The 23,137-nt window shown below is 45.2% G+C and carries 19 protein-coding genes; 4 read left to right on the forward strand and 15 right to left on the reverse strand.

The window, feature by feature from the left end; genetic code table 11:
- Positions 1-138: 138 nt before the first annotated feature.
- The 6 genes from ADA42_RS06200 to ADA42_RS06225 all read right to left on the reverse strand — a co-directional run bounded on the left by ADA42_RS06200 (position 139) and on the right by ADA42_RS06225 (position 10,216).
- The gene (locus ADA42_RS06200; RefSeq protein WP_048764139.1) at positions 139-1,383 is read right to left on the reverse strand and encodes an NADH:flavin oxidoreductase/NADH oxidase family protein; all 1,245 of its coding nucleotides are present in this window, start codon (positions 1,381-1,383) and stop codon (positions 139-141) included.
- A gap of 102 nt (positions 1,384-1,485) precedes the next feature.
- Positions 1,486-3,069, reverse strand: coding sequence for an ABC transporter ATP-binding protein (locus ADA42_RS06205; RefSeq protein ID WP_048764141.1), 1,584 nt, complete (start codon positions 3,067-3,069; stop codon positions 1,486-1,488).
- A complete protein-coding gene (locus ADA42_RS06210) occupies positions 3,047-4,057 on the reverse strand; it encodes an ABC transporter permease (RefSeq protein WP_048764143.1) in 1,011 nt (336 codons plus the stop codon). The genes ADA42_RS06205 and ADA42_RS06210 overlap by 23 nt, the downstream gene beginning before the upstream one ends.
- Positions 4,057-5,124, reverse strand: a complete 1,068-nt coding sequence (yejB, locus tag ADA42_RS06215) for a microcin C ABC transporter permease YejB (protein ID WP_004936257.1) — start codon at positions 5,122-5,124, stop codon at positions 4,057-4,059. Before yejB ends, ADA42_RS06210 begins: the two co-directional genes overlap by 1 nt.
- A 15-nt stretch (positions 5,125-5,139) precedes the next feature.
- Positions 5,140-6,966, reverse strand: coding sequence for an extracellular solute-binding protein (locus ADA42_RS06220; RefSeq protein ID WP_228137591.1), 1,827 nt, complete (start codon positions 6,964-6,966; stop codon positions 5,140-5,142).
- A 40-nt stretch (positions 6,967-7,006) separates the two neighbouring features.
- A complete protein-coding gene (locus tag ADA42_RS06225; protein WP_048764148.1) occupies positions 7,007-10,216 on the reverse strand; it encodes a LysM peptidoglycan-binding domain-containing protein in 3,210 nt (1,069 codons plus the stop codon).
- Positions 10,217-10,427: 211 nt separating this feature from the next.
- On the opposite strand from ADA42_RS06225, the gene dnaQ reads away from it, so the two are divergent.
- The 3 genes from dnaQ (at position 10,428) to nudC (ending at position 14,277) form a co-directional block, all read left to right on the forward strand.
- On the forward strand, positions 10,428-11,762 hold the full coding sequence (gene dnaQ / locus ADA42_RS06230; RefSeq protein ID WP_048764150.1) for a DNA polymerase III subunit epsilon: 1,335 nt from the start codon (positions 10,428-10,430) through the stop codon (positions 11,760-11,762).
- 116 nt (positions 11,763-11,878) lie between these two features.
- Entirely contained in the window at positions 11,879-13,528 is a 1,650-nt protein-coding gene (locus tag ADA42_RS06235) for a hypothetical protein (protein WP_048764153.1), read from the forward strand.
- Positions 13,528-14,277 (forward strand): NAD(+) diphosphatase, encoded by a 750-nt coding sequence (gene nudC / locus ADA42_RS06240; protein WP_004936241.1) that lies wholly within the window; start codon positions 13,528-13,530, stop codon positions 14,275-14,277. Before ADA42_RS06235 ends, nudC begins: the two co-directional genes overlap by 1 nt.
- Positions 14,278-14,287: 10 nt before the next feature.
- On the opposite strand, the gene ADA42_RS06245 is transcribed toward nudC, so the two are convergent.
- The 4 genes from ADA42_RS06245 to ADA42_RS06260 all read right to left on the reverse strand — a co-directional run bounded on the left by ADA42_RS06245 (position 14,288) and on the right by ADA42_RS06260 (position 17,300).
- On the reverse strand, positions 14,288-15,175 hold the full coding sequence (locus ADA42_RS06245) for an alpha/beta hydrolase (protein ID WP_048764156.1): 888 nt from the start codon (positions 15,173-15,175) through the stop codon (positions 14,288-14,290).
- Positions 15,165-15,857 carry a BON domain-containing protein gene (locus tag ADA42_RS06250; RefSeq protein WP_048764158.1) on the reverse strand — a complete coding sequence of 231 codons (693 nt, stop codon included), beginning with the start codon at positions 15,855-15,857 and terminating at the stop codon, positions 15,165-15,167. Before ADA42_RS06250 ends, ADA42_RS06245 begins: the two co-directional genes overlap by 11 nt.
- Positions 15,858-15,942: 85 nt before the next feature.
- Positions 15,943-16,365: a YraN family protein gene (locus ADA42_RS06255; RefSeq protein WP_004936234.1), complete on the reverse strand. Its 423-nt coding sequence runs from the start codon at positions 16,363-16,365 to the stop codon at positions 15,943-15,945.
- Positions 16,362-17,300 (reverse strand): penicillin-binding protein activator, encoded by a 939-nt coding sequence (locus ADA42_RS06260; protein WP_048764160.1) that lies wholly within the window; start codon positions 17,298-17,300, stop codon positions 16,362-16,364. Before ADA42_RS06260 ends, ADA42_RS06255 begins: the two co-directional genes overlap by 4 nt.
- Before the next feature lie 13 nt (positions 17,301-17,313).
- Between ADA42_RS06260 and rsmI the strand changes: the two genes are divergently transcribed.
- Positions 17,314-18,159, forward strand: a complete 846-nt coding sequence (gene rsmI, locus ADA42_RS06265) for a 16S rRNA (cytidine(1402)-2'-O)-methyltransferase (RefSeq protein ID WP_048764162.1) — start codon at positions 17,314-17,316, stop codon at positions 18,157-18,159.
- 45 nt (positions 18,160-18,204) lie between these two features.
- Here rsmI and ADA42_RS06270 read toward each other — a convergent pair whose 3' ends face one another.
- From ADA42_RS06270 to ADA42_RS06290, 5 genes are all read right to left on the reverse strand, one after another.
- Positions 18,205-18,453 carry a hypothetical protein gene (locus ADA42_RS06270; protein WP_004936225.1) on the reverse strand — a complete coding sequence of 83 codons (249 nt, stop codon included), beginning with the start codon at positions 18,451-18,453 and terminating at the stop codon, positions 18,205-18,207.
- 172 nt (positions 18,454-18,625) lie between these two features.
- Positions 18,626-19,858, reverse strand: a complete 1,233-nt coding sequence (locus tag ADA42_RS06275) for an FAD-dependent monooxygenase (protein WP_048764163.1) — start codon at positions 19,856-19,858, stop codon at positions 18,626-18,628.
- Entirely contained in the window at positions 19,855-21,030 is a 1,176-nt protein-coding gene (locus ADA42_RS06280) for an FAD-dependent monooxygenase (protein WP_048764176.1), read from the reverse strand. Before ADA42_RS06280 ends, ADA42_RS06275 begins: the two co-directional genes overlap by 4 nt.
- A gap of 54 nt (positions 21,031-21,084) precedes the next feature.
- Positions 21,085-22,410, reverse strand: coding sequence for a Xaa-Pro aminopeptidase (gene pepP, locus ADA42_RS06285; RefSeq protein WP_048764166.1), 1,326 nt, complete (start codon positions 22,408-22,410; stop codon positions 21,085-21,087).
- A 54-nt stretch (positions 22,411-22,464) separates the two neighbouring features.
- Positions 22,465-23,097, reverse strand: a complete 633-nt coding sequence (locus ADA42_RS06290; protein ID WP_004946229.1) for a UPF0149 family protein — start codon at positions 23,095-23,097, stop codon at positions 22,465-22,467.
- Between the last annotated feature and the right edge of the window lie 40 nt (positions 23,098-23,137).

A 23,137-nucleotide genomic window follows, 5' to 3' on the forward strand; every position in this document is an offset into this window, starting at 1 on the left:
ACGGCGGTAACCGGGGTTCGAATCCCCGTAGGGACGCCAAATTCGATCATTAAGATCATAAAAAAAGCCTCACAAAATGTGAGGCTTTTTTTATTTTAGGTTTTAAATCTTAATTAGACCTAAAACCCTTAAAATGACTTATGCAGATTTTCTCGAATTTACACGCCCCTGAATTACCGCTTTAATATTGCCTTTGGCATAATTTAGAAAGACCAATAAAGGCGATAGTTTAGGATTTGGCGTTTTGCCTTTTCCAATGGTTTTAAACTGCGCGGCGTACCAGATAATTTCCATAATGGCCATCTTATCAACAAAAGGTAAGCCAGTTTTAATCGGTTTTACTGCATATCTTACATCCTGCCCTGCAATAAGACGCTGCGTCAAATCAGGCTCTACTGCAAACGGGCGCGCAATCCCGATAAAATCACATGCACCACTTTTTAAAGCTGCATTCATTCCCTCAACTGTACGAAAGCCACCAGTCACCATGAGTTTGCATGACACATGCTGACGAATTTTTTCTGCAAAATCTAAAAAGTAAGCTTCACGTGCAATGGTACTGGCTTTACGTTTATCTGCTTTTACTCCAGCCATTGCGGGTGCTTCATAACTCCCACCAGAGATTTCAATGATATCGATACCCGCAGCATCAATTGCCTTAAAGACAGCAATTACATCCTCTTCTGTAATACCGCCACGCTGGAAATCTGCTGAATTGAGTTTGACTGAAATAATGAAATCTTCAGATGTGGCCGCGCGTACCGCACGATAAATTTCAAGCAAGAAGCGCATACGGTTTTCAATACTGCCTCCCCATTGATCTTGGCGTTTATTGGTGAGTGGCGATAAAAACTGACTGATCAAATAACCATGCGCACCATGTAGTTGCACGCCTTCAAAACCTGCTTGCTCACACACGGAAGCTGCTTTGGCAAAGCGCTGTATAATCTCTCCAATTTCGTCGTGGCGAAGTTCACGCGGTGTTGCAAAAAGTGGTGCCAATGCGGCGCTAAATGGCACTGCCGATGGTGCTACGGTTTCTTTGTTTAAACCTTTTGGACACTGACGCCCCGGATGCGAAAGTTGAATCAACTGCACCATGCCATATTGTTTACCAATTTGTGCCCAATGCTTAAGCTGAGCCAGATCACGTTCATTTTCAATGGCCACAACGCCTGGCTCATTCTTGGCACGAATATCAACCATCACATTACCCGTTATGGCACAACCCAACTCACCTTTGGCCCATGCTTCATAGAGTCCGTAATGTAGAGTATTAGGCTGACCTGCCTCATTGGACAGTGCTTCACTCATCGCACCTTTGATAATTCGGTTTTTAAAAGTGGTATTGCGTATTTTAAGTGGCTCAGCGATTTGATTCATGACATTGCTCGGCAAGTTGTAGCTGTTTTCTTATCAATTTAGTTTAAACAGGTCTACTGTCAAGCCAAAACCGACAAACTGACAACATATATTGTCAAATTATTAATACTGACTGGCTTGAATCAACTGCTGGGTATAGTCCGTTTGTGGTGAAACAAATAAAGTTTCAGTGTCTTGAAATTCCATCACGATGCCATGCTTGAGCACCATCACCTGCTGGCAAAGCGCTCTGACCACTTGTAAATCATGACTGATAAACACATAGCTGATGTGTTCATCTGCTTGAAGCTGGCGCAGCAACTTTACAATCGCGCGCTGTGTGGTGCGGTCTAAGGCTGAGGTCGGTTCATCCAGCACAATCAGTTTTGGCTGAAGTATCAAAGCTCTTGCCAAAGCGATACGTTGTCGCTGCCCGCCAGATAACTGATGCGGATAACGATGCTTAAACGCTGGTGTTAGCTCAACCTTCTCAAGCGCAGTATCGATCAATGCTTCTCGCTCAAGTGCGGCAACACGCTTTAATGCCAGCCCCTCTCCAACAATTTGTGCAACATTCATTCGCGGATTCAGGCTACTAAACGGATCTTGAAATACCATCTGGATCGATTGACGAATAGGCCGCAGTTGGCTTTCTTTCAGTTGATTCAGATTTTCTCCAAGAAATACAATCTCGCCATCACTTTCAATCAATCGCGTAATCGCCAGTGCCAGTGTGGATTTACCCGAACCACTTTCTCCCACAATCCCAAGAGTATTGCCTTGCTGAAGCTGAAAACTCAGCGGTGCCAGTGCGCTAAAGTAATTTTGAGTTCGCCAGAATAATCTGTTTTGAAGCGGATACTTCACCGAAAGATGATGAACGCCTAAAACTTCTTGATCAGATGACATCGGAAGTGCACGTCCAAAGTCGTGATCTAGCAGATGACGTGTATAGGCTGTTTGTGGTCGCTCAAACAATTCTTTCGCTGTAGACTGTTCTTCGACCCGACCTTGATTCATTACAATCACGTCATCGGCATAGCGTTTTACCAAGTTCAGATCGTGACTGATCAAGATCAATCCCATGCCAGATTGGCGCTGCAATGACTTGAGCAAGTCCAGAATTTGCGCTTGTAAGGTCACATCAAGCGCTGTGGTGGGTTCATCGGCAATCAAAATTTCAGGCTGTTGTGCCAGTGCCATGGCAATCATGACGCGCTGGCGTTGCCCGCCAGACAGCTCATGCGGATAACGTCTAAGCTTTTGCTCTGGCTCTGGGATTCCCACATCATTGAGCAATTCAATCACACGCGCACGAACACGTGCTTTTGACCAGCCACGAAGTCTGAGCATTTCACCCACGATTTTTTCAACTCGATGTAGCGGATTCAGTGCAGTCATGGGTTCTTGAAAAATCATGGCAATTTTACTGCCCCGAAGCTGCTGTAACGCTTGAGTTGTGAGCTTAAATAAATTCTGATCGTGAAAATGTGCAGTGCCCGAAATTTGAAGCTGCTCTGGAAGTAAACCCAATAAAGCCAGACTGCTAATCGATTTACCAGAGCCACTTTCCCCCACGATTGCCAAGGTTTGCCCGGCGTGTAAGTCGAAGCTTAAGTCATCGACTAAAAGCTGATGAGCATCTAGCGCAATGCGTAAATGCTCAACCTGTAATAATGGGGTATTAGCGTCTTGGGTCGAATGCATCACGCGTGGCCTCTCCGACATAAATCAATAATGACAAAACCAGCGCCAGCGTAAAAAAGCCAGAGAGCGCCAGCCACGGTGCATTGAGATTATTTTTCCCTTGTAGCAGCAGTTCTCCCAATGATGCAGCATCTGGAGGTAAACCATAGCCCAAAAAGTCCAGTGCCGTTAGCGCAGTAATATTGGCAGTAAGCATAAACGGCAATTGGGAGAGGCTTGAGCTGATGGCATTGGGTAAAATATGCCGGAAAATGATAGTCCGATCAGCTACGCCCAAAGCACGTGCAGCGCGTACATAGTCAAAATTTCGAGCGCGCAAGAATTCAGCCCGCACCAACCCCACCAATGCCGTCCAGCCAAACAGCAGCATAATCACAAATAACCAGTAGACACTTGGGGTAAACATACTCACCAAGATCATGACCATAAACAGCATGGGTAATCCGCCCCACACCTCTAGCACCCGCTGGCCAATCAAATCGACCCAGCCACCATAATAGCCCTGTAGTGCCCCAATCAAAATTCCGATAAAGGCGGCACAGAGAGTCAAGGCAAATCCAAATAAAAGAGACACGCGCAAGCCATATAAAATACGCGCCAATACGTCACGGCCCTGATCGTCTGTCCCCAGCCAGTTTTGCTGCGACGGAGGCGATGGCACAGGCACAGCCAGCTCCAGATTAGGCGTTTGATATGAAAATGGAATCACAGGCCAAAGTGCCCATCCATCACGATCGATGAGTTGCTGTACGGCTGGATCTTTATAATCTGTTTCGGTTTCAAATATCCCGCCAAAAGTTGTTTCTGGATAGGACTGGATCACTGGAAAATAATAGGATTGTTGATACTTCACCACCAAAGGTTTGTCGTTGGCAATTAATTCAGAGAAAATCGCCAGTACAAAAATCACTGCAAAAACAATTAAGCAGATAAAACCTAACCGGTTTTGTTTAAAACGTGCAAGACGCTGCTGCATCACTGGAGACATTATTTTGCTCCTCGCGCGTCGAAATTGATTCTTGGGTCAATGATTTGATACAGCACATCACTGACCAGTCTGAGCAGCAGCCCAAGTAAAGTAAATAAAAACAACGTGCCAAAAATCACTGGATAATCGCGCTGCGTAATCGCTTCAAAACCCAATAAACCAATCCCATCTAAATTGAAAATAATTTCAATAAACAGGTTTCCCACAAAGAAAATACCAATCAATGCTTCAGGTAAACCCGCAATCACAATCAGCATGGCATTTCGAAAAACATGCCCGTATAAAACCCGCGTTTCACTTAAACCCTTGGCGCGTGCTGCCAGCACATACTGCTTTCCGAGCTCTTCCATAAAGGCGTATTTGGTTAGATAGGTTAAACCCGCAAATCCACCCAGCAACATGGTGGTTAAAGGCAATGCCATATGCCAGAAATAGTCTTTTATTTTATTGAGTAAACTCAAATTCTGAAAATTTTCCGAAACCAGTCCTTGCAGTGGAAACCACTGAAAATATGAACCGCCCGCAAAAAATACGATCAACAGTACCCCAAATACAAAAGTAGGTACCGCATAACCAATCGCCAGCAAAATAGATGTCGACTTATCAAAGATTAATCCATGCTGGCGTGCCTTTCGAATGCCAAGCGGAATTGAAATCAGATAAATCAGCAAAGTACTCCATAATCCCAAAGAAATGGTGACCGGCATTTTCTCAAATAGTAACTGCGTAACAGGTTTATCTTTAAAAAAACTGGTACCAAAATCAAGACGCAAATATCCGTTCAACATCAGCCAAAAACGTTCTGGTGCAGACTTATCAAATCCATATTGCGCCTTAATTTTTTCGACCATTTCGGGCGTCAGACCACGCGCACCCTGATAATGGGTATCTGTACTGACAGAAGCAGTTTCTCCTCCGGTTTTTACACCTGAAAAACTTTCTGCCTGCTGAATAGCTTGCTCGACTGGTCCACCCGGTGCAATTTGCACCACGACAAAATTGATCAATAAAATCAGAAACAATGTCGGAATAATCAAGAACAGACGTTTAATAATATAAGCACCCATGCGCATACTCCTTGATTATTCTTGTTTACGCAAATAGCGGGCAACACGCTGTGCTTTTTCAGGATTGGACCACCAGTAATCATAACCCACCGATAACGCTGGCTTCACTTTAGGGCGTTCATACATGTCCCAGTATGCATACCAGTTACCCGCTTTTCCATAGGTCAAAATCTGGTAATAACCAGCCCGAAGCAACCGATCCAATACCTTGGTACTGGCCACCAGCTCATCTCGTGAATTGGCATGAATTACGCGCTGAATCACCGCATCAATGACAGGATCCTGAATTCCAGAATAATTATAATTTCCAACCTGATTGGCCGCTGCACTTCCCCAAAATTGCGCCTGCTCATTGCCCGGTGTTAAAGATTGTGGCAAGGCCATTGTGGTTAAATCGAAGTCATTGCGGCGCATGCGTTCCACATATTGTGGCGTATCGACCAAACGGATATTCACCGTAATGCCCAAGCGCTTTAAATTGCGAACAAAAGGCATCAGGGTGCGCTGTAAACTGTCCTGATGAATTAACAGCTCAAGCTGAACAGGACGCCCCTGTTTGTCTTTTAAAGTCTGATGCTGAACCGTATAGCCTGCCTCAATTAGTAACTGTCTTGCTTTAAGCAAGCTATTACGATTAAAGCCACTGGCATCGGAAACAGGATAACGCCAATTGGCCAAAACACCCTCACGCACAATCGGATCAAGTTTGGGCAAGAAAGGCGCTAGAATTTTTTGCTCTGCCGCAGATGGCGTTCCTGTTGCAGCCAGTTCACTGTTATTAAAATAACTCTGTAGACGTTGATACTGACCATAAAACAAAGCTTTATTTTGCCATTCAAAATCGTAAGCATAACTGATGGCACGTCTTAACTTGATATCGCTTAAAGGTCTGTGCCGCGTATTCATGACAATACTTTGTGTCGTCATGGGATTACGGTGCTCAAAGACATATTTTTTAATCATGCCGGACTTAAACGCCGGGAAGTCATAGCCTGTCACCCACTTACGCGACATAAATTCTTCATGCAAGGTGTATTGGCCCGACTTAAACCCCTCAAATGCAATGTCTAAATTACGATAATAGACATATTTTAAGCGATCAAAATTGTAGCGCCCGTGATTCACGGCTAAATCTTTAGCCCAGTATTTAGGATTACGTTTGTACGTAACACTTCGGCCCGGATCGATGCGCTCAATCAAATAAGGCCCCGACCCTAAAATCGGCTGGAGCGTGACTCGAGTGAAGTCCTTATGCTGCCAGTCTTTTTTTGAGTAAATGGGTAGGCTGGCCAAAATCATCGGCATTTCAAGATTACTTTTGGACTTAAAACTAAACTTGATGCGGTACTTCGACAGCACCTCGGTTTTGGCCAGATCTGCAATGTACATTTGCAGGCCCGGATTGGCCTTGGTTTGATACGTATCAAAGCTAAATTTGACATCTTCGGCAGTCAGAGCAGAGCCATCACTAAAACGTGCTTGCGGATTTAAATCAAAAATCACGAAGCTTGGGTGCTGTTGATCAAAGGTGGCCGTTTTAGCCAGCAAGGGATACATCACCCCGGGTTCATCTAACGAGCTAGACATCAAACTGTCAAAGACATAATTAATACCGTCGGTCGAACTGCCCTTGCCATTCATGCTATTCAAATTATCGAAGGTGCCATTACTCGACTGAATTAAGATTCCGCCTTTGGGTGCCTTGGGGTTGGCATAAGGCATATGCGTTAGCGCTTGATATTTGGGTTGGGTACGAATGGCGATATAAGGTGTGGTGGTAACGGCGGCAAAACAACTTAAAGAAAAAACACCAAGCCCCAATGCGAGGCTTAGTGCTTTCATTACATATGCATTCTTGGCGTGCATTTATCGTCCAGTAAAGTTATAGATTGGGAACCTTAATCACATCTCCAATACGAAGTGAACTTGAAGGACGTAAATCATTTAGATCGGCCAGTTCAGCCAATGCCATGCCATACTTACTGGCAAGTCCAATCAGGGTATCACCGCGCTTGACCTTATACTCCGTGATTGTTTTTGGAACTTGTAAGGTTTGACCACGCTGTAAGCTCGCGCGGGCACTCAAGTCATTCAAATCGGCCAGCTCTTTAGATGACATGCCTAAACGACTGGCAATACTATTAAGCGACTCACCCGACTTGACCGTATAAGATTCGGTTTTGGTCGAGGCTTTGGCATTGGATTTTGCTTTTGGCTCGGCTTTGGCACTGACTTGTTTTTCAGTTTCACCGCTTAATTTGAGCTTTTGTCCTGCTTGCAGGCCAGAACTGCGTAGACCGTTGAGCTTCATCAAATCATTGGCATCGAGGTTATAACGGCTGGCAATGGCGCCCAGCGTATCACCCGATTTAACGGTATAGACCTCAGGAGCAGCCTGCTCCGCAGATTTCTTGCTTGAGCTTGATGGTACATCACCCGTGAGTTTTAGCTTTTGCCCAACGCGAAGCCCTGCTGTACGGTTTAATCCGTTCAGCTCTGCCAAGTAATCCAGTTGTAAATTAAATTTACTCGCTACCGCATTTAAGCTATCACCCGATTGAACCGTATATTCTTCAGGTGTGGTCGAACCAGCCGGAATCTTAATGCTTTGACCAGCTCTCAAGCCAGAAGCAGATTTCATATTGTTTAGCTCAAGTAACTCACTCAAGCTCGTTTTTGTAGCGCTGGCAATACTCGATAAGGTTTCACCGCGCTGTACTTTATAGCTTTCGGTTTTAATCGAAGGAGCATTTTTGCTTGCCTTGGCCGCTACACTGCTCTCTTCCTCAGCAACTTCGTGCAATGGAACATTAATTTTCTGACCAATGTATAAATTACTTCCTGCATTCAATCCTGTGGTCAGATCCGCTAGTTCCTGATTAGAGAGTCCATAACGATCTGCAATCTGTTTGAGATATTCACCACGTTTTACAGTGTAGAGTTTGGTTGGCGTGCGTTTGGTCGATTTCGTATCGCTATTGTGCTTAGCCGAGGCTGTCGTAGTATTGCCTTTTTTCTCTTTTAAGCTTAGTTTCTGGCCCACAAACAAACCACTGGTAACACTTAGCTCGTTTAGATCGGCCAATTGCTTAACACTCAAACCGAACTGTTCTGCCACTGCGGTCAGGCTGTCATTGGCTTTAACGGTATAGGTATCTGGAATCGTCTCGGTTTTAGAAGCAGATTCTGCTTGTGGTTTGGCATCATATAAATACAGTGTAGTGCCTGCATACAATGTACGATTCGGATCGATCTGGTTCCAGTTTGCAATGTCGCGCCAGCTCACACCGTTTTTCATGGCAATGATGGCCAGCGTATCGCCTGAAACAACCGTATAGGTAGAGCGCTTTCCTTTTGGCTGAACCACAACAATATCGGTATCCGTTTTGATATACGGCTTGTTGCTATTACGCTGTACATCCTGATCGCTGGCACTGACGGTTTCTGCCAATGCTTTCGGATACGCAAATTCTTTGGTGACTTCTTTGCCTTGCTGATCGGCAACAGATTGACTGGTCTGAATCGCAGTAAGCTTAATCTTACCATCGAGCGGATCGACAATTTGAGTGCCTTTCGGTGCCAATGCAGAAAGCTCGGCAACCACTTGATCTTTTTCTGCTTGAGTTGGTTGTGGCTCCAACGCTTGTGCAACAGTCTCCTTCTGACCTTCAGAACGAATCGCAGCAACAATATCAGCACGTTCGGTTTTTGAAATTGGTGGTTCCGTCGTCACAGGCTTCACATTGGCTTTTTGTGTCACTGCAACTGGAATACGCGGTGCACTCGGTACATCAGCACTCGCTGCAAAAGCAGCCAGTTCGTCTGCACCACGCGGAGTACTGATACGGCGCGTGGTTGTTGAAGCGGCTGTAGTGGTCGTATTCTTTACCGCTGGCTTGGTGTTACTGGCAGTCAATACAGGAGTGGTCGAGGTGGTCACCGAGGACGTTCCTGTATTTCTTGGTGTTGTAGTGACCGTGACAGACGCTGGAGGTGCTGCGGTATTCGCGGCCCACATACCAGATGACGATGAAGGTTTTAACGCTCTGAGTTTGGTGTCAATCGATGGGCTTAAATCGGCCGGAATCAAAATCCGCATTGGGCTGGCCGGATCGATCACATCACCCCGATAACCTGGGTTAAGAGCATATAGCTCGGTACGGCTTAAACCGGTTACCGCTGAAATTTGATTGAGGTCTACCGGACCACTTAAGGTGACTTCACGAAAGTGCGGACGATTGGCAATTGGCGGCAATGACACACCATATGCTTTTGGATTTTTAATAATCTGAGCCACCGCAAGGAACCGCGGTACATAGTTCATGGTTTCCGCAGGCAGTTTCAGCGACCAGTAATCGGTTGGTAAGCCTGCCGCCTGATTTCGGTTAATGGCCTGTTGAATACGTCCCGGTCCGGCATTATAAGACGCCAGTGCCAGCTCCCATGAGCCAAACTGGTTATACAAACTGCCTAAAAATTCATAAGCTGCACGCGTCGACTCAACGACATCACGGCGGCCATCGTAGAGACTGGTTTGACGTAAGCCGTAAATACGGCCGGTACTTGGGATAAACTGCCATAGTCCTGCCGCCGCCGCACTACTGGTCGCAGCTGGATCGTAAGAACTTTCAATGACCGGTAACAGTGCAAGCTCAGTCGGTAAACCACGACGTTCTGCTTCTTTTACGGTGTGGTATAAGTAGCGGCTGGCACGTGCACTTAAGCGGTCTAAATAAGGCTGACGCGAAATAAACCAACTACGCTGTGCTTCAATACGTGGGTCCCAATGGGTTTCGTCCATCTTAAATCCGACGGTCATGCGTTTCCAAACGTCACCGTGCTTTAAAATTAATAGACGGTCGCCCTCTACTGCTCGCATGTCAGTCGCCGAAAGTAAATCTTCTAAAGAATCCAAGCTGCTGGCATCTAAAAAGCCTGAACCCATTTTATGCGTCGATTTGCTGTGTGTTTTTTCTGGAGTTGAAGAACATCCGGCTGTAAGACCTATGGCTGCGATTGCAGAACCAAGAACCGTATATTTGAAAAGTGAGGCGACTGAAAAAGGCCACATCATTGTGGTAGATTTATACATATAGATGTTCCAAACAACTCGCGTAAAGTTTAATTCTTTAAATATGCCATTGTAGTGAAGCATGCCGTCGAGACAAGGCAATAATTTAGCGTGATTTGAGTGGAAATGTTACAAGAAATTAAAAAAACACCCCTTAGAGCGCAGAGAATCGCTTCGTTTGCGTATACAATACCCATTGTTCCCTTTGTTTTACGTGTCGAGTCTGGTTCTTATGTCACAAACAATCACCCTTTATGTTGATGGCGCCTGTAAAGGCAATCCCGGCTTAGGTGGCTGGGGTGCGTATATCATTACCGAGCAAGGTGAGCATAAACTGTGTGGTGGCGAGCCAACCACCACCAACAACCGCATGGAACTGACCGCTGCAATTGAAGGCATTCGTTTTTGTCCACCAGATGCCAGCTTGATTATTTGGACCGATTCAAACTATGTCAAACAAGGCATTACCGAATGGATTCATGGCTGGAAAAAGAAAAACTGGAAAGACGTTAAAAATCCTGATCTTTGGCAGGCACTTGATGCGATCTGTCAAGGTCGTCAAATTGAGTGGAACTGGATTAAGGGTCACGCTGGCCACGCAGGAAATGAAATGGCCGATATGCTCGCAAACCAAGGGGCAGCCCAGATCGCCGCTGAGCTTCACACTCAACCTAAAACCACTGAAGACACTAAAAAAAAACCTGAAAATGACTGGTTGCTCGACGATCCGTTCGGTTTTGACCTCGATCAGGTAGAACCTGAAGAGAATATTGAGGCAGACGACGAGTCTGAACTCGACAATATACCGAGTGAGTCCGAGCAAAATCAGGTTCACCCGTTTATTGTTGTCACGCCTGCACAGGTGCATGCACAAGGGCCGCGCCAACTCATTCTAGATACCGAAACCACAGGTTTTTATTATCAAGATGGTGATCGTATTATCGAGGTCGGTGCGATCGAAATGATCAACCGTAAACTGACGGGCAGCTCGATTCATATTTACATTAATCCAGAAAAGCCGGTAGGCGATTCGGTTAATGTCCACGGAATTACCGACGAGTTTCTTGCAGATAAACCCAAGTATGCAGAGATTGCGGACGTACTATTTGAATATCTGAAAGGTGCAGAGATTATTGCACATAACGCCACCTTCGATATGAACTTCCTGAATATGGAGTTTACCCGTGTAGGATTACCTGCATTGTCTGAGGTGTGTACAGTCACCGATACCTTGGCACTGGCCAAAAATAAGCATCCGGGGCAAAAAAACTCGCTCGATGCCTTGGTCAGACGCTACGAAATTCCGGCAAGAGACCGTACGTTCCACGGCGCGTTACTCGATGCGGAAATTTTGTCGGATGTCTATTTGGCCATGACCGGTGGGCAGGTTTCATTTGATATGGATGCCCTATCACAAAGTGAAAATGAGCAAGGTCAGTCAAAACGTGCACGTGTCGATTTTCAGCTTCCAGTGATTCAACCCTCCGAAGAAGAATTGGCACGTCACAATGAATGGGTTCAGCGCTACGAAGAAAAAAATGGGGCCGCCTGCTTGTTTGCAAAATAAAACCCAAAAGTTTTTTACAACAGATGATGCAAGCCGATCAACTTGAGGTATAGTCAGGTTGATCTTTTAGTCGCGCCGTCTGGACGCTCATAACATTATAAAGTGGTGCAGTTTTTATGTCTTCACAAGTTTCTATTCGCTTCGACCCTTCTGCATTGTTAACGATAAAAAAAGAAATTGATGATTCAGTTCGGCGTGTTGAAATCGCAATCCAAACACTACATGATGAACAACAGATTCCGTTTGAACTTGAAGAGACGCTTGAGCACTTTGACCAGTGTGCACAAGTTTTAGAGCTGATTGATATGGGACATCTGTCGCAAATGATCGGCTATATTTCATTATTGGTCCGAAAAATCATGCAAGCGCCTGCCCTCACCGACGCCACCACGATGGCGGCACTTAGTGAAGGTACCACCATGTTAAAGCGCTATATCGAATTTACCGCTTTGCATGAAGTTAAAGCACCACAATTTCTGCTCGATACGCTGAATCGACTTGAGCTTGCTCTTGGCAAACCACTCACGCAAGAAGGTCAACGACTCATTACCCGCTTAAATGCATTTAAAAGTGATTTATCCCTGCCTTTACCGCCTAAACTTGAGCAATCCGAATACGTGCACCAGTTATATAAGCACGCTTTGCACAAGCTCATCCAGCACAGCGAAACCACACTGGATTTACAAGCAATTAAGTTGATTGGTGTATATCTAGCCAACGCCGCTAAAAAACATCATACCAAGCAATATTGGCAACTGGTTTATGTGGCACTTGATCATATTGATCAGCTAATCTTGAGTGATGCGCGTCTAAGAATCTTGATTCAACTCGAAAGCAATATAGGTAAATTCTTTGAACAGCCAGATGAATTTCGAGCTTCTATCACCGATTTGGCCAATATTATCAGCCTGTGCGTGAGTCAGGACGATGCGATTTCCGAACTATTACGCCGCCAGCTACGTATTGGAGATGATCAACTGACCGATACCCAATTACAGGTCTTGAGTTCACATTTGTATGGTCCTGACTATGACACCATTCATGCAGTGTGCCAGTTAATCAATGAATCAATGACACAAATTCGCAACGAAATCGAATACAACTATTTAAGTATGACACCTGAAAAAATTCAGGAATTACAAGCTCAACTGTCTCATCTGGCTAATGTGTTTAAAGTATTAAACCTACACGAAGCCAATCGTGCACTGGCACAACAGGCCGAGCACCTTAATCAGCCAGATATTCTTACTCACGATGGCTATGCCCAGCAGCTAATGCGCAGTATTTTATCTGCCATGAATTCGATTGGTATTTTAGAGCGGAACTATACCTCTAATCGCTTGCAGTTACGTGCGCACAATATGAATATTTCACTTGATCGTTTAGACGATGCGCATGCCGCGCTGTTACATGAAACCAAACTGGTAGTCAATGCCGCGGCACATGCGCTAGAAGCGACGCAAGCCACGGAGGCTACAGCACTGGACCTTGGCACCATGCAGCAGCAGTTAAATGAGCTTGCAGGCGCAGCACTCTTTTTAGGTGCAAAAGAATTACACAAGGCCTTACATGACAGTGCACAGTTTATGGGTGCGCTGCAAAGCAATCACAGCGATTTAAAACACGATGATATGAGCCGTTTACTGAATATTTTGGCCTGTCTGGATCTTTTCATCGATAATTTAAAAACCAAACAACCTGTCTTACGTGCCACCTTTGAGGTAGCATTAAGACACTCCTCTCACTTTCAATCAGCGGTTGCCTAATGTCTGAGTTATCACTAGCTTACATCTTTCATAATCAACAACTTCTCGTTGATGAAAACCATAAACTTCCTAGCGTTGAGGCCATGACTGGCGATTTAAAGCTGGGCACGGGCGACAATGTTATTGCGCGGGATTTAAAGACTGACGATCAAATTCCTGCCGGATTTAAGCTGGTGCCGATTCGTCAACTGGTTTCGACATGGTCGACCGACGAATTTTTGCAGGCAAGCCGTGCGGTCCAACTCCTTGAATGGCGCCGCAATCACAAGTTTTGTAGCCGTTGCGGGCATGAAACTGAACAGCATGCCACTGAATACACAATGACTTGCCCGTCTTGTCATTACAATCAGTATCCACGAATCCAACCGTGTGTGATTACGGTGATTACCCGAGGCGACAACGAAATTTTGTTGGCCAAAAATGCCAATAACAAGACCAATATGTACAGTCTGATTGCAGGCTTTGTAGAAATTGCAGAAACACTTGAAGAAGCTGTTCAACGTGAAACGCTTGAAGAAGTCGGACTGAAAGTTAAAAATATTCGTTACTTATCGAGCCAGCCTTGGCCTTTTCCAAGTAATTTAATGCTCGCCTTTCAGGCGGAATATGAATCGGGCGAGATCAAATTACAAGAAGAGGAAATTAGTGACGCACAGTTTTTCAAGTTTGATGAACTGCCAGAAATTCCATTTAAAGGCAGTATCGCGTACGCCATGATTATGCATGTGATTCATCAACAGCCAATGTAATTGGCTGTTTTTACTTAACGGGATGTGTCTCTTTAAGCAAATTGAGTAACGTTCGTTTGGTCTTGAAATAACGGCTAAACAAACTCGACAATGTTGCAATGATGGTGATATGTCCCGTTTTAGGAATCACACTGATATGACTGTGGTTTCCAGCCTGTACCAACACTTGCTGCATATCTAAGCTATTACTTTGCTTGACGATATGATCGTTCTCAGCCAGAAACATATAATGCCGAATATGATTTTTTTTCACAAAATAATACGGCATGACCTGCTGATAGGGCACCGACTGATCAAAGGCATCTTCAGCGAGTGGGTCGCCTTTATAATCAAAATGATAAGGCCCAGCAAATCCGACAATTGCTTTAATCTGCTCATAACACTGAAGCGCAAGCCTCTGGGGATGGTACACCAGCGACATAATATTAAATGCGCCAGATGAGTGGCCCATCAAAATGATCTGCTGCGCTGAAATATTCAAACGCGCTTGATGTTGATCAAGATATTGGAGCGCCACGGCTAAATCATCGACAAACACAGGAAAAATAGATTGTGGCGCCAGATGATAATTGATGATCGCGACGTCGTAGCCTTCACGCGTAAGGCTTTCACCTAAAAACACATAGTCTTTTTTATCACCGTGCTGCCATGCACCACCATGGACAAAAACCACCAGTGGACGATGTGCTAAAGGTGTGTTGGCTCGGTACAGATCGAGTCGCTGACGCGCTTTCAAGCCATAAGCAATATTTTCAGTACAGCTATAGCTCGATTTAGGCGTAAGTCGGTTGAGTGCATAACTTCCAAGATCATAAACACGCACCGACTTACATTGCTCTCTCACCCATTCGACCTGCTTTCCAAGTTGCTCCAAAAGCTGATGCGGTTTATTGAGCATTGGTGGTTCCGTTTTGATTTGGATCAATCGCCACTGGCGTCTGTACTTCTGGCTGTACCGAATTGGCCAGTGGTGTCGCAACAGTCGAGCTGGCGACTGTACCGGCTGATTGTTCAATGTTGTCGATCAGGGTTACGATTTTAGTCACATTCCCGACTTTTTGTAGTACATCATTCAGATCATTAATTTCTGCAGTATTTAAACGCCCCATCACATATAACACGCCATCTTCGGTTTGAACCAAGACTTTAGAATCCGAAACTACAGGTGCACGCACCAGTAGTCCACGGGTGTTTGCGGTCACGGCAGTATCTTGCATAATGGTACTGTAGCCAATTTGCGGGCCAACCGTGATGTAGTTATGGACAGTTTTGACATCGCTCATGGCTTTAACATTGTCTTCAGCCAACTGACGTAATGATTCATCGGGAACTTGCCCTGTCAACAGCACATTGCTATGGAAGCTTTCAATGTTGACGCGTGACTGTTTAAAGCGAGGGTCTAGCTTATACAAATTAATGGTCGCTGTGCGCTTGATAGAAGAATCAATAAACACCTGCCCTAAGCTGCGCGCACCGCTCTCTGTGCCTACAGGTGCTGAACCTGTTCCACCCGAAATGAAACTTGCACATCCCGATAAACTTGCTACGCACAACATCAGTATTGAAATTCGTTTAACCACTGAGCAAGACTCCCTATACACTCTTTTTTAAAACAATCGGCGAACATTTACGGCATTTACATGCCCAAAGAGTAAATAACTCCAGTTACAAAGTAAACGCATTTTCGATCCACTGTCGATCATAGCGAAGATTAGAAAAATCTTGCTGTACTGTTTTTGCAATTTTGTAGGGGAAATCAAAACAAATCACATCGAAACGACAGTAAAACTGCTGATAATGTGGATACTTATTCAAAAAATACTGCGCCGTCTTAATGATTTTACGTTGTTGTGAATACATGAGTACTTCGTTTGCCATCGCATAACTCCCTTGGGTGCGTGCTTTGACTTCAACAAAAACCAGCTCATCTCCTTTGGCCACAATTAAATCAATTTCACCACGGCGCGAGCGAAAATTTTGTTGCACCAACTGAAACCCATGGGCTTGCAGTAAGGTTAAAGCCGCTTGTTCTGCCCATACACCCAAGTGGTGAGCATGCGGCTCAGCATGATGTGAAGACTGTGTTATTTGAGAACCACAAGCGAACGCTTGGTTTTTTGATAACAATGCACATTACGCTTGATCCGATCGCCCTGTGCAGTTAAATCGCCCGTTCGGCCCTTGAGTCGGAAATCCTGTATGGCAGGATTAAGTACATATTGTTCAGTCAGCATCCACGCGTCTCCACCAAAGGCGATTAAACGCTGATACGGCATCGGTTCAGGTTTTTGCAAATAGGCATGGTACACATCGTTCCATTGATGCTCGTATAAGGCAGGTACATCACAAAAGGTTAGCCCCTCTGGAATCGCTTTATTTTCTTCAATGGCAATGGCTTGTGCATATACTCCGCGTTTGGGTAGCTTGCCCAGTTGGTTGAGCCATGTAGAATCGCCCATCAGCATTAAACCCTGACCTTTTTTAAGCTTGGCCGGTAACGTTTGAATCGGTTCTACACGATGACCAAATTGCGAAACCAGCGAGATGTAATACAGTTCGGTATCGGCTTCTCTGCCATTTTGACGCAGCACCAAGAGATCCGTGATGTTATCTTTTTGCAACACATCGATCATCGAGCCTGCGTCATCTTGTTTCGACAAACTAAATTGAATCACGTTTTTTGCTTCAGCACCCACTTCATTGAGGGCCAACACTTTTACTTTGGGGTTGAGCTTCATCACCTCTTCAACATCTTGCCGAGCCAGTGGCCCAACCACCATTTCAGTTTTTTTGCCTACATGCTGTCTGAAAATAGACTTCATGTTTTGCTGATCTGAGTTAACAAATTTGATGGGTGTTTTGTGGTTTGATTGCGCGTAAGCGCTCAAAAAACCGTGCTTAATACTGGTCGCGGCTCGCGCCATAGGTCCGGTTTCAGGTAGAATGACGATCACTTCGGCGTGTGCCTGTGAAACAAAAGCTGCAAAAAACATCAGCAGCCAAGTCTTTTTATTATGTAGCATGGAGTAAAACCTTATGAGTGCTCAGTTATTTGTTGTAGCGACCCCAATTGGGCACTTAGATGACATGACGTATCGCGCCATCGAAACTTTAAAATCGGTCAGTTTAGTTGCCGCAGAAGATACGCGTCAGTCTGCTCAGTTGTTTAAGCATTATAATATAACAACTCCATTGACAGCATGCCACGATCACAATGAAAATCATAAAATTAATGAACTGATTCAACGTTTAAAAGCGGGTGAAAATATTGCCCTGATCAGTGATGCAGGTACCCCGCTCATTAGTGACCCAGGTTTTAAACTGGTTCGTGCTGCTCAAGAACACAAGATTCGCGTAGTACCCGTGCCGGGTGCCTGTGCAGCCGTTGCAGCCCTGAGTGCTGTCGGACTACCGAGTGATCGCTTTAGTTTTGAGGGTTTTTTACCGTCTAAATCTTCTCAGCGCATGCTTCAGCTTGAAAAACTAAAAGATGAAACACAAACCCTGATTTTTTATGAAGCGCCGCATCGTATTCTAGATTGTGTCAAAGATATGATGCAGGTTTTTGGTGCCGAGCGACCTGTCGGATTCGCACGTGAAATCACCAAAACATTTGAAACCATAAAAAAAATGAGTTTAGGTGAGTTGGTCAGCTTTGTAGAGCATGATCATAATCAGCAAAAAGGTGAAATTGTACTGATTGTAGGCGGTAATCCAGTTGAAAAAGACATGGAGCAAGAAAAACTGGATCAGTTACTGACGCGTCTTTTACAGGATCTTTCTGTGAAGGCTGCCTCTCAGCTTGCCGCCGACCTGACCGGCATCAAGAAAAAAATTGCCTATCAACGCGCTTTAGAACTGACCCAGACCGATCTCAATTAAGCATAAAAAAAGCATCAATCATGATGCTTTTTTTATGGATTCAGATTAATCTCGGGCGTCTTCATCTGGCGGAACTTGGGTAATACTTCCGCCTTTTGCTAGAAATGCCGCAATTTCATCTTCAAGCGCTTGTCTTTGCTTTTGCTTGGCTGTCACTGTCAGCGTTTCAGCTTCTGCAAGATCTGCATCGTTTCCGCTTGACTCTTCATCGTTGGCACCATGTTCAGCAGCTTTGGCTTCATCTTCATCGACTGCCGCATCTTCTGATTCATCGTATTCATTCATATCCGTCATTTTTTTCTCCCCTCAATGACCGATTCATACATCATGAACGTTACTCATAAATTACGAAGAAATTTAACAATCTCTTGCGTATTCGCAAAGAGGCTTTTACACCAATTTCGTATTTTTTTAAACTAATTTGTAATCATTAATCAATGACTGATTAAAAATTACCGTTTAAGTCCTAATGTGCATAACGGGTTTTGGCGAGTAAACTCAATCCTGTGGCCTGCTGTAGGAAAGCATTTTTTAGATTTTCATGCTCATCAACAAATTTTAAGCCCGCGTTACGCGCTGCAATCACTGGAAATAGCGTTTGAGATTCCAGCCAGCCAATCACAGACATACCATGCATCATGGCATCGTTTTGCCCTTTACGCGCATGTTCATAACGTCGCAAGGTTTGTTCATGTGCCCATACACCACGCGCCCGGTCATGTAGCAGCACATCACAGAGTAGTGCTGCATCTAAACAACCGATATTGACGCCCTGACCAGCCAGAGGATGAATCACATGCGCTGCATCTCCAACCAAAGCCAATCCCGGTTTGATGTATTGTTTTGCAGCACGGGCGATCAGCGGGAACGTTGCACGCGAACGTACCTCATGCACTTGACCCAACATATGCTGACTTTCTTGTGTAAGTAAATCCGCAAATGCCTGATCGCCTAATGCAGCATATTCCTCGGCATAATCTTCTGGCAATGTCCACACGATTGACTGCCGAAATCCCTTTTCATTTGGCTCGATACTGGCCATCGGCAAGAATGCCAATGGCCCGGTCGGCAAAAAGAGCTGGCGAGCCACATGCTGATGTGGCTGCGCCGTCTTCACGGCACAGCTAATCGCAGCCTGACGATAATCCAGCACATCCAGATCAATCATGGCTTGGTTACGCACAAACGAATTTGGACCGTCTGCACCAATCAGCAAACGAGTCTGCAAAACTGAACCATCTTCAAGCTCAAGCTGCCAGCCCGACTGTACAGATTCGATTCGCTTGACACGAATCTGCGTCCGATAATCTGCAATCACTTCACGCATTTTTTGCTGGATTGCAAAATTAACAATACTCGGTTCCACCATCGAACCCAATGCCTGATCCAGATGTGGTGTCTGCTCGCTCGCATGTCCGAATTGAATTTCACCGTAGCCATTTTTATTCCACACCTGCATGCCCGAATACGGCATATGACGTGAAATAGCACTCCAGACTCCAACGGTCTCTAACAAATGAATGGTGGCCTGACTCAAAGCCAATACTCGTGGATTTACTTCACGCTCAATGTGTTCACGTGAAAGTACAGGAGCAGCATCGAGGACGGTGACACGAACGCCACCTTGAGCCAACAATAGCGCTGTCAGTCCGCCTACCAGCCCACCGCCGACGATCACAACATCGTGCATTTGTGTCATGCTTTTAACCCCATCGCGTAATTGGCAACTAATGGCTTAATGCCCGGAATAACATCAAAAGCCACCAGCCCGGTATTTCGCAATAATTTGAGTACCGGATTTTGGTTACTAAAGCCACGCACCACCGAATCACAGAATTTAATCACGCGTTGCTGATCTTTTAATCGGGCTTGTTCATAAGCCAGCAGATTTTCTGGCTCACCGATATCGTCAGACTCACTCAATTGTTGTAACAGATGGCGCACCAGTACTTCAGCATCTCGTAGGCATAGGTTAAAGCCCTGCCCAGCGACCGGATGAATCGTATGCGCAGCGTTACCCATGAGTACCACACGACCTACAGCCTGCTTATGTGCCAATACTTGTGACAGCGGGTAACTAAAACGTCGTCCAGTTTTTTCAAAAGTTCCTGCCCGATCCCCATAGGTTTTTTGTAAAGCATCTAGAAAATGCTGATCGTTGTGCTCACCCAACCATTCGTCTTCGGTGCCTTTTTTTACAGGCCAGACCACAGAGCGTCGCGACTCGCCAGGCAAAGGCAATAATGCCAGTGGACCTAACGCACTAAAGCGCTCAAATCCGACCTGCTCGTGTGGTTTAGAGGTTTGTACCGTGGTCACAATCGCCACTTGATCATAATCTCGAACATCGGCACCCACGCCTAAAGCCTGACGACAAAATGAATCACGACCATCGGCGGCAATGACCAGTTTTGCTTGTAATTCAAGCTGCTCATGTTCACGCTCGGCATTTAAATAGACAAAGTCCTGATCTTGTTTTAATGACGTTACTTTGACGCTATCGATCAGCTCAATGAGTTCGTGCTGGCGTACCTGTGTAAGTAATACACGCCCCAACCATGCATTTTCAATGACCTGTCCAAAGCTTTCGACTTTTTCTTGTGAGGCCACCAGTCTTGCTTTGCCAAAACTACCTTCTTCGGTAATATGAACCTGTAAAATAGGCGTTGCGTGTTGCTGTAGCGCATCCCAGAGCTGTAACTTTTGATAAATTTGTACACTTCGGCGTGATAGTGCCGTATTTCGTGCATCGAAACTTGAGTGATAGGGAGCCAGATTTTCGTCGTCGTAATCTGGATACTGAATGGCTTCAAGCAATTTTACTGCAATATTTTGTTTTGCCAGCATGAGCGCGAGGCTCAATCCCACCATTCCACCACCGACAATAATCACATGTTGCACTGCGATTTCTCCTTTACTCGATTTTTATCGTTTCGCTTGAGCCATAAGTGTTTCAATTGCATCAATTTCTTTAACCACATTTTGCGTCAGAATCAATGGGCCATCTTCGGTCACCACGACATCATCTTCAATTCGAATGCCGATACCGCGCCATTTTTCATCTACCGTTTCATCATCAGGCGCAATATAAATACCCGGCTCAACCGTGACCACCATACCTGGCGCATAACTTCGCCATTTGCCAGTCACTTTGTAGGCACCTACATCATGCACATCCATCCCCAACCAATGTCCGGTGCCATGCATGTAAAATTGACGGTAGGCTTCTTTTTCGATGAGTTCATCAATTGCGCCGCGCATCAGTCCAAGTTGAAGTAAACCTTGTGTGATGATACGCACTGCGGCCTCGTGTGGATCACGATACGACCGTCCGACTCGCACCTGATCGATCGCGGCATACTGTGCGTCTAGCACGATTTGATAGAGCGCGCGTTGCTCTGGACTAAAACGACCATTGACTGGAAAAGTACGCGTAATATCAGATGCGTAGCACTGGTATTCACATGCTGCATCGATCAACACCAAATCACCATCATTGAGCGGCTGATTGTTTTCTACATAGTGCAAGATACAGGCGTTGGCTCCACCACCAACAATGCTGTTGTAAGACGGAACACAGCCATTTTGATTAAATACATAGTTCAATTCAGCTTCAAGTCCATACTCCATCATACCCGGACGAACCTTTTGCATGGCACGAGTATGCGCTTGTGCACTGATGTCCGATGCGATTTGCATCAATTGAATTTCTTCTTCTGACTTAAACAGTCGCATTTCATCTAAGAGGCGATCGAGTTGAAGCACTTGAGACGGCGCACCGTCGCCGCGTTTGTCTTGATCTTGAGCCTGTTTAATCCATTGACTTACGCGCGCATCAAATTCAGCTCGATGCCCGATTCGATAATAAATGGCGCCCTTATTGAATAACTTCTCGATGATTTCTTCGTCAAGCAAATCAATCGCAAAGGCTTCGTCTGCTTCATAATCTTCAACCGCACCATCGACACCTGCACGATAACCATTCCAGATTTCAAGCTCACGATTACGTTCACGACAAAACAGGCTATAGGTGTAATCTGCTGTACTTTCACCCGTTTCAATCACTGCTACAGCTTCAGGCTCGGCAAATCCAGTTAAATAAAAGAAACTACTATCTGCACGAAACTTATAATCCGCATCACGATTTCGATACGCCACTGGACTGGTTTCAATAATTGCAATACTGTTTGGCCCCATCTGCTCAGCGAGGCGGTCTCGACGACGTTCAAAATCTGCTTGGGTCAGTTTCATGTGCTCTTATAATCTATATGGATAATGTCTAAATGGTAAGGCAGCGCCCAAGCATTAGCTTGGACGATGTGGTGTAAACATTTCAACAATACTCTGATTTTCATCAGATTCAGATGTATTTTTCAACTTTGACTGAAAACTTTTAATTAATGAACTTTCTGAAACAGGGATTTTTTTACGGCCAATCGATAAGCTGACCGGAATCAAACGAACGAACTCATACAGTTCTTCGTAACCCATTTCGCCTTCTTCATCGTTGTCTGATTCGTCAAATTCGACTGCTGCAACATCTTGGAGATGCTCAATCAATTCAACTTCATCTGAACGGATGTGTCCGGAAGCCAAACCAAAGCCGAGTACCACGCCAGCACACCAATCTGCAAGCGCCTGTACCCGCTCTTGCAAAAGATGCTCTGAATCTGGGAGCATAGGTAAATAGTCCAGCTCATCTTCGGCGAGCGCATGCGCAACGTCTTCAGCTTCATCGGACAGCACAGACAGCGCCTGATCGTTTAAAGTCGGTACATTTAGCGTTGCTAAAATTTGTAACCATTCATCTCTGGTCGGTGCTTCTGTCACACAAACTATACCTGTAAGCAAGCCATGTAACTCACTAGGGCTTGAAATTTCCTCAATTCCTTCAAAATTTTGGTTCCACTCGTTCCAACCTGAAATATCGTCTTGCATTCGCTTATCCAATCTCTATACTTCGTATATATTACCTTTG

It is taken from the genome of Acinetobacter sp. 243_ASPC (genome assembly GCF_001054715.1).
Lineage (GTDB): Bacteria > Pseudomonadota > Gammaproteobacteria > Pseudomonadales > Moraxellaceae > Acinetobacter > Acinetobacter soli.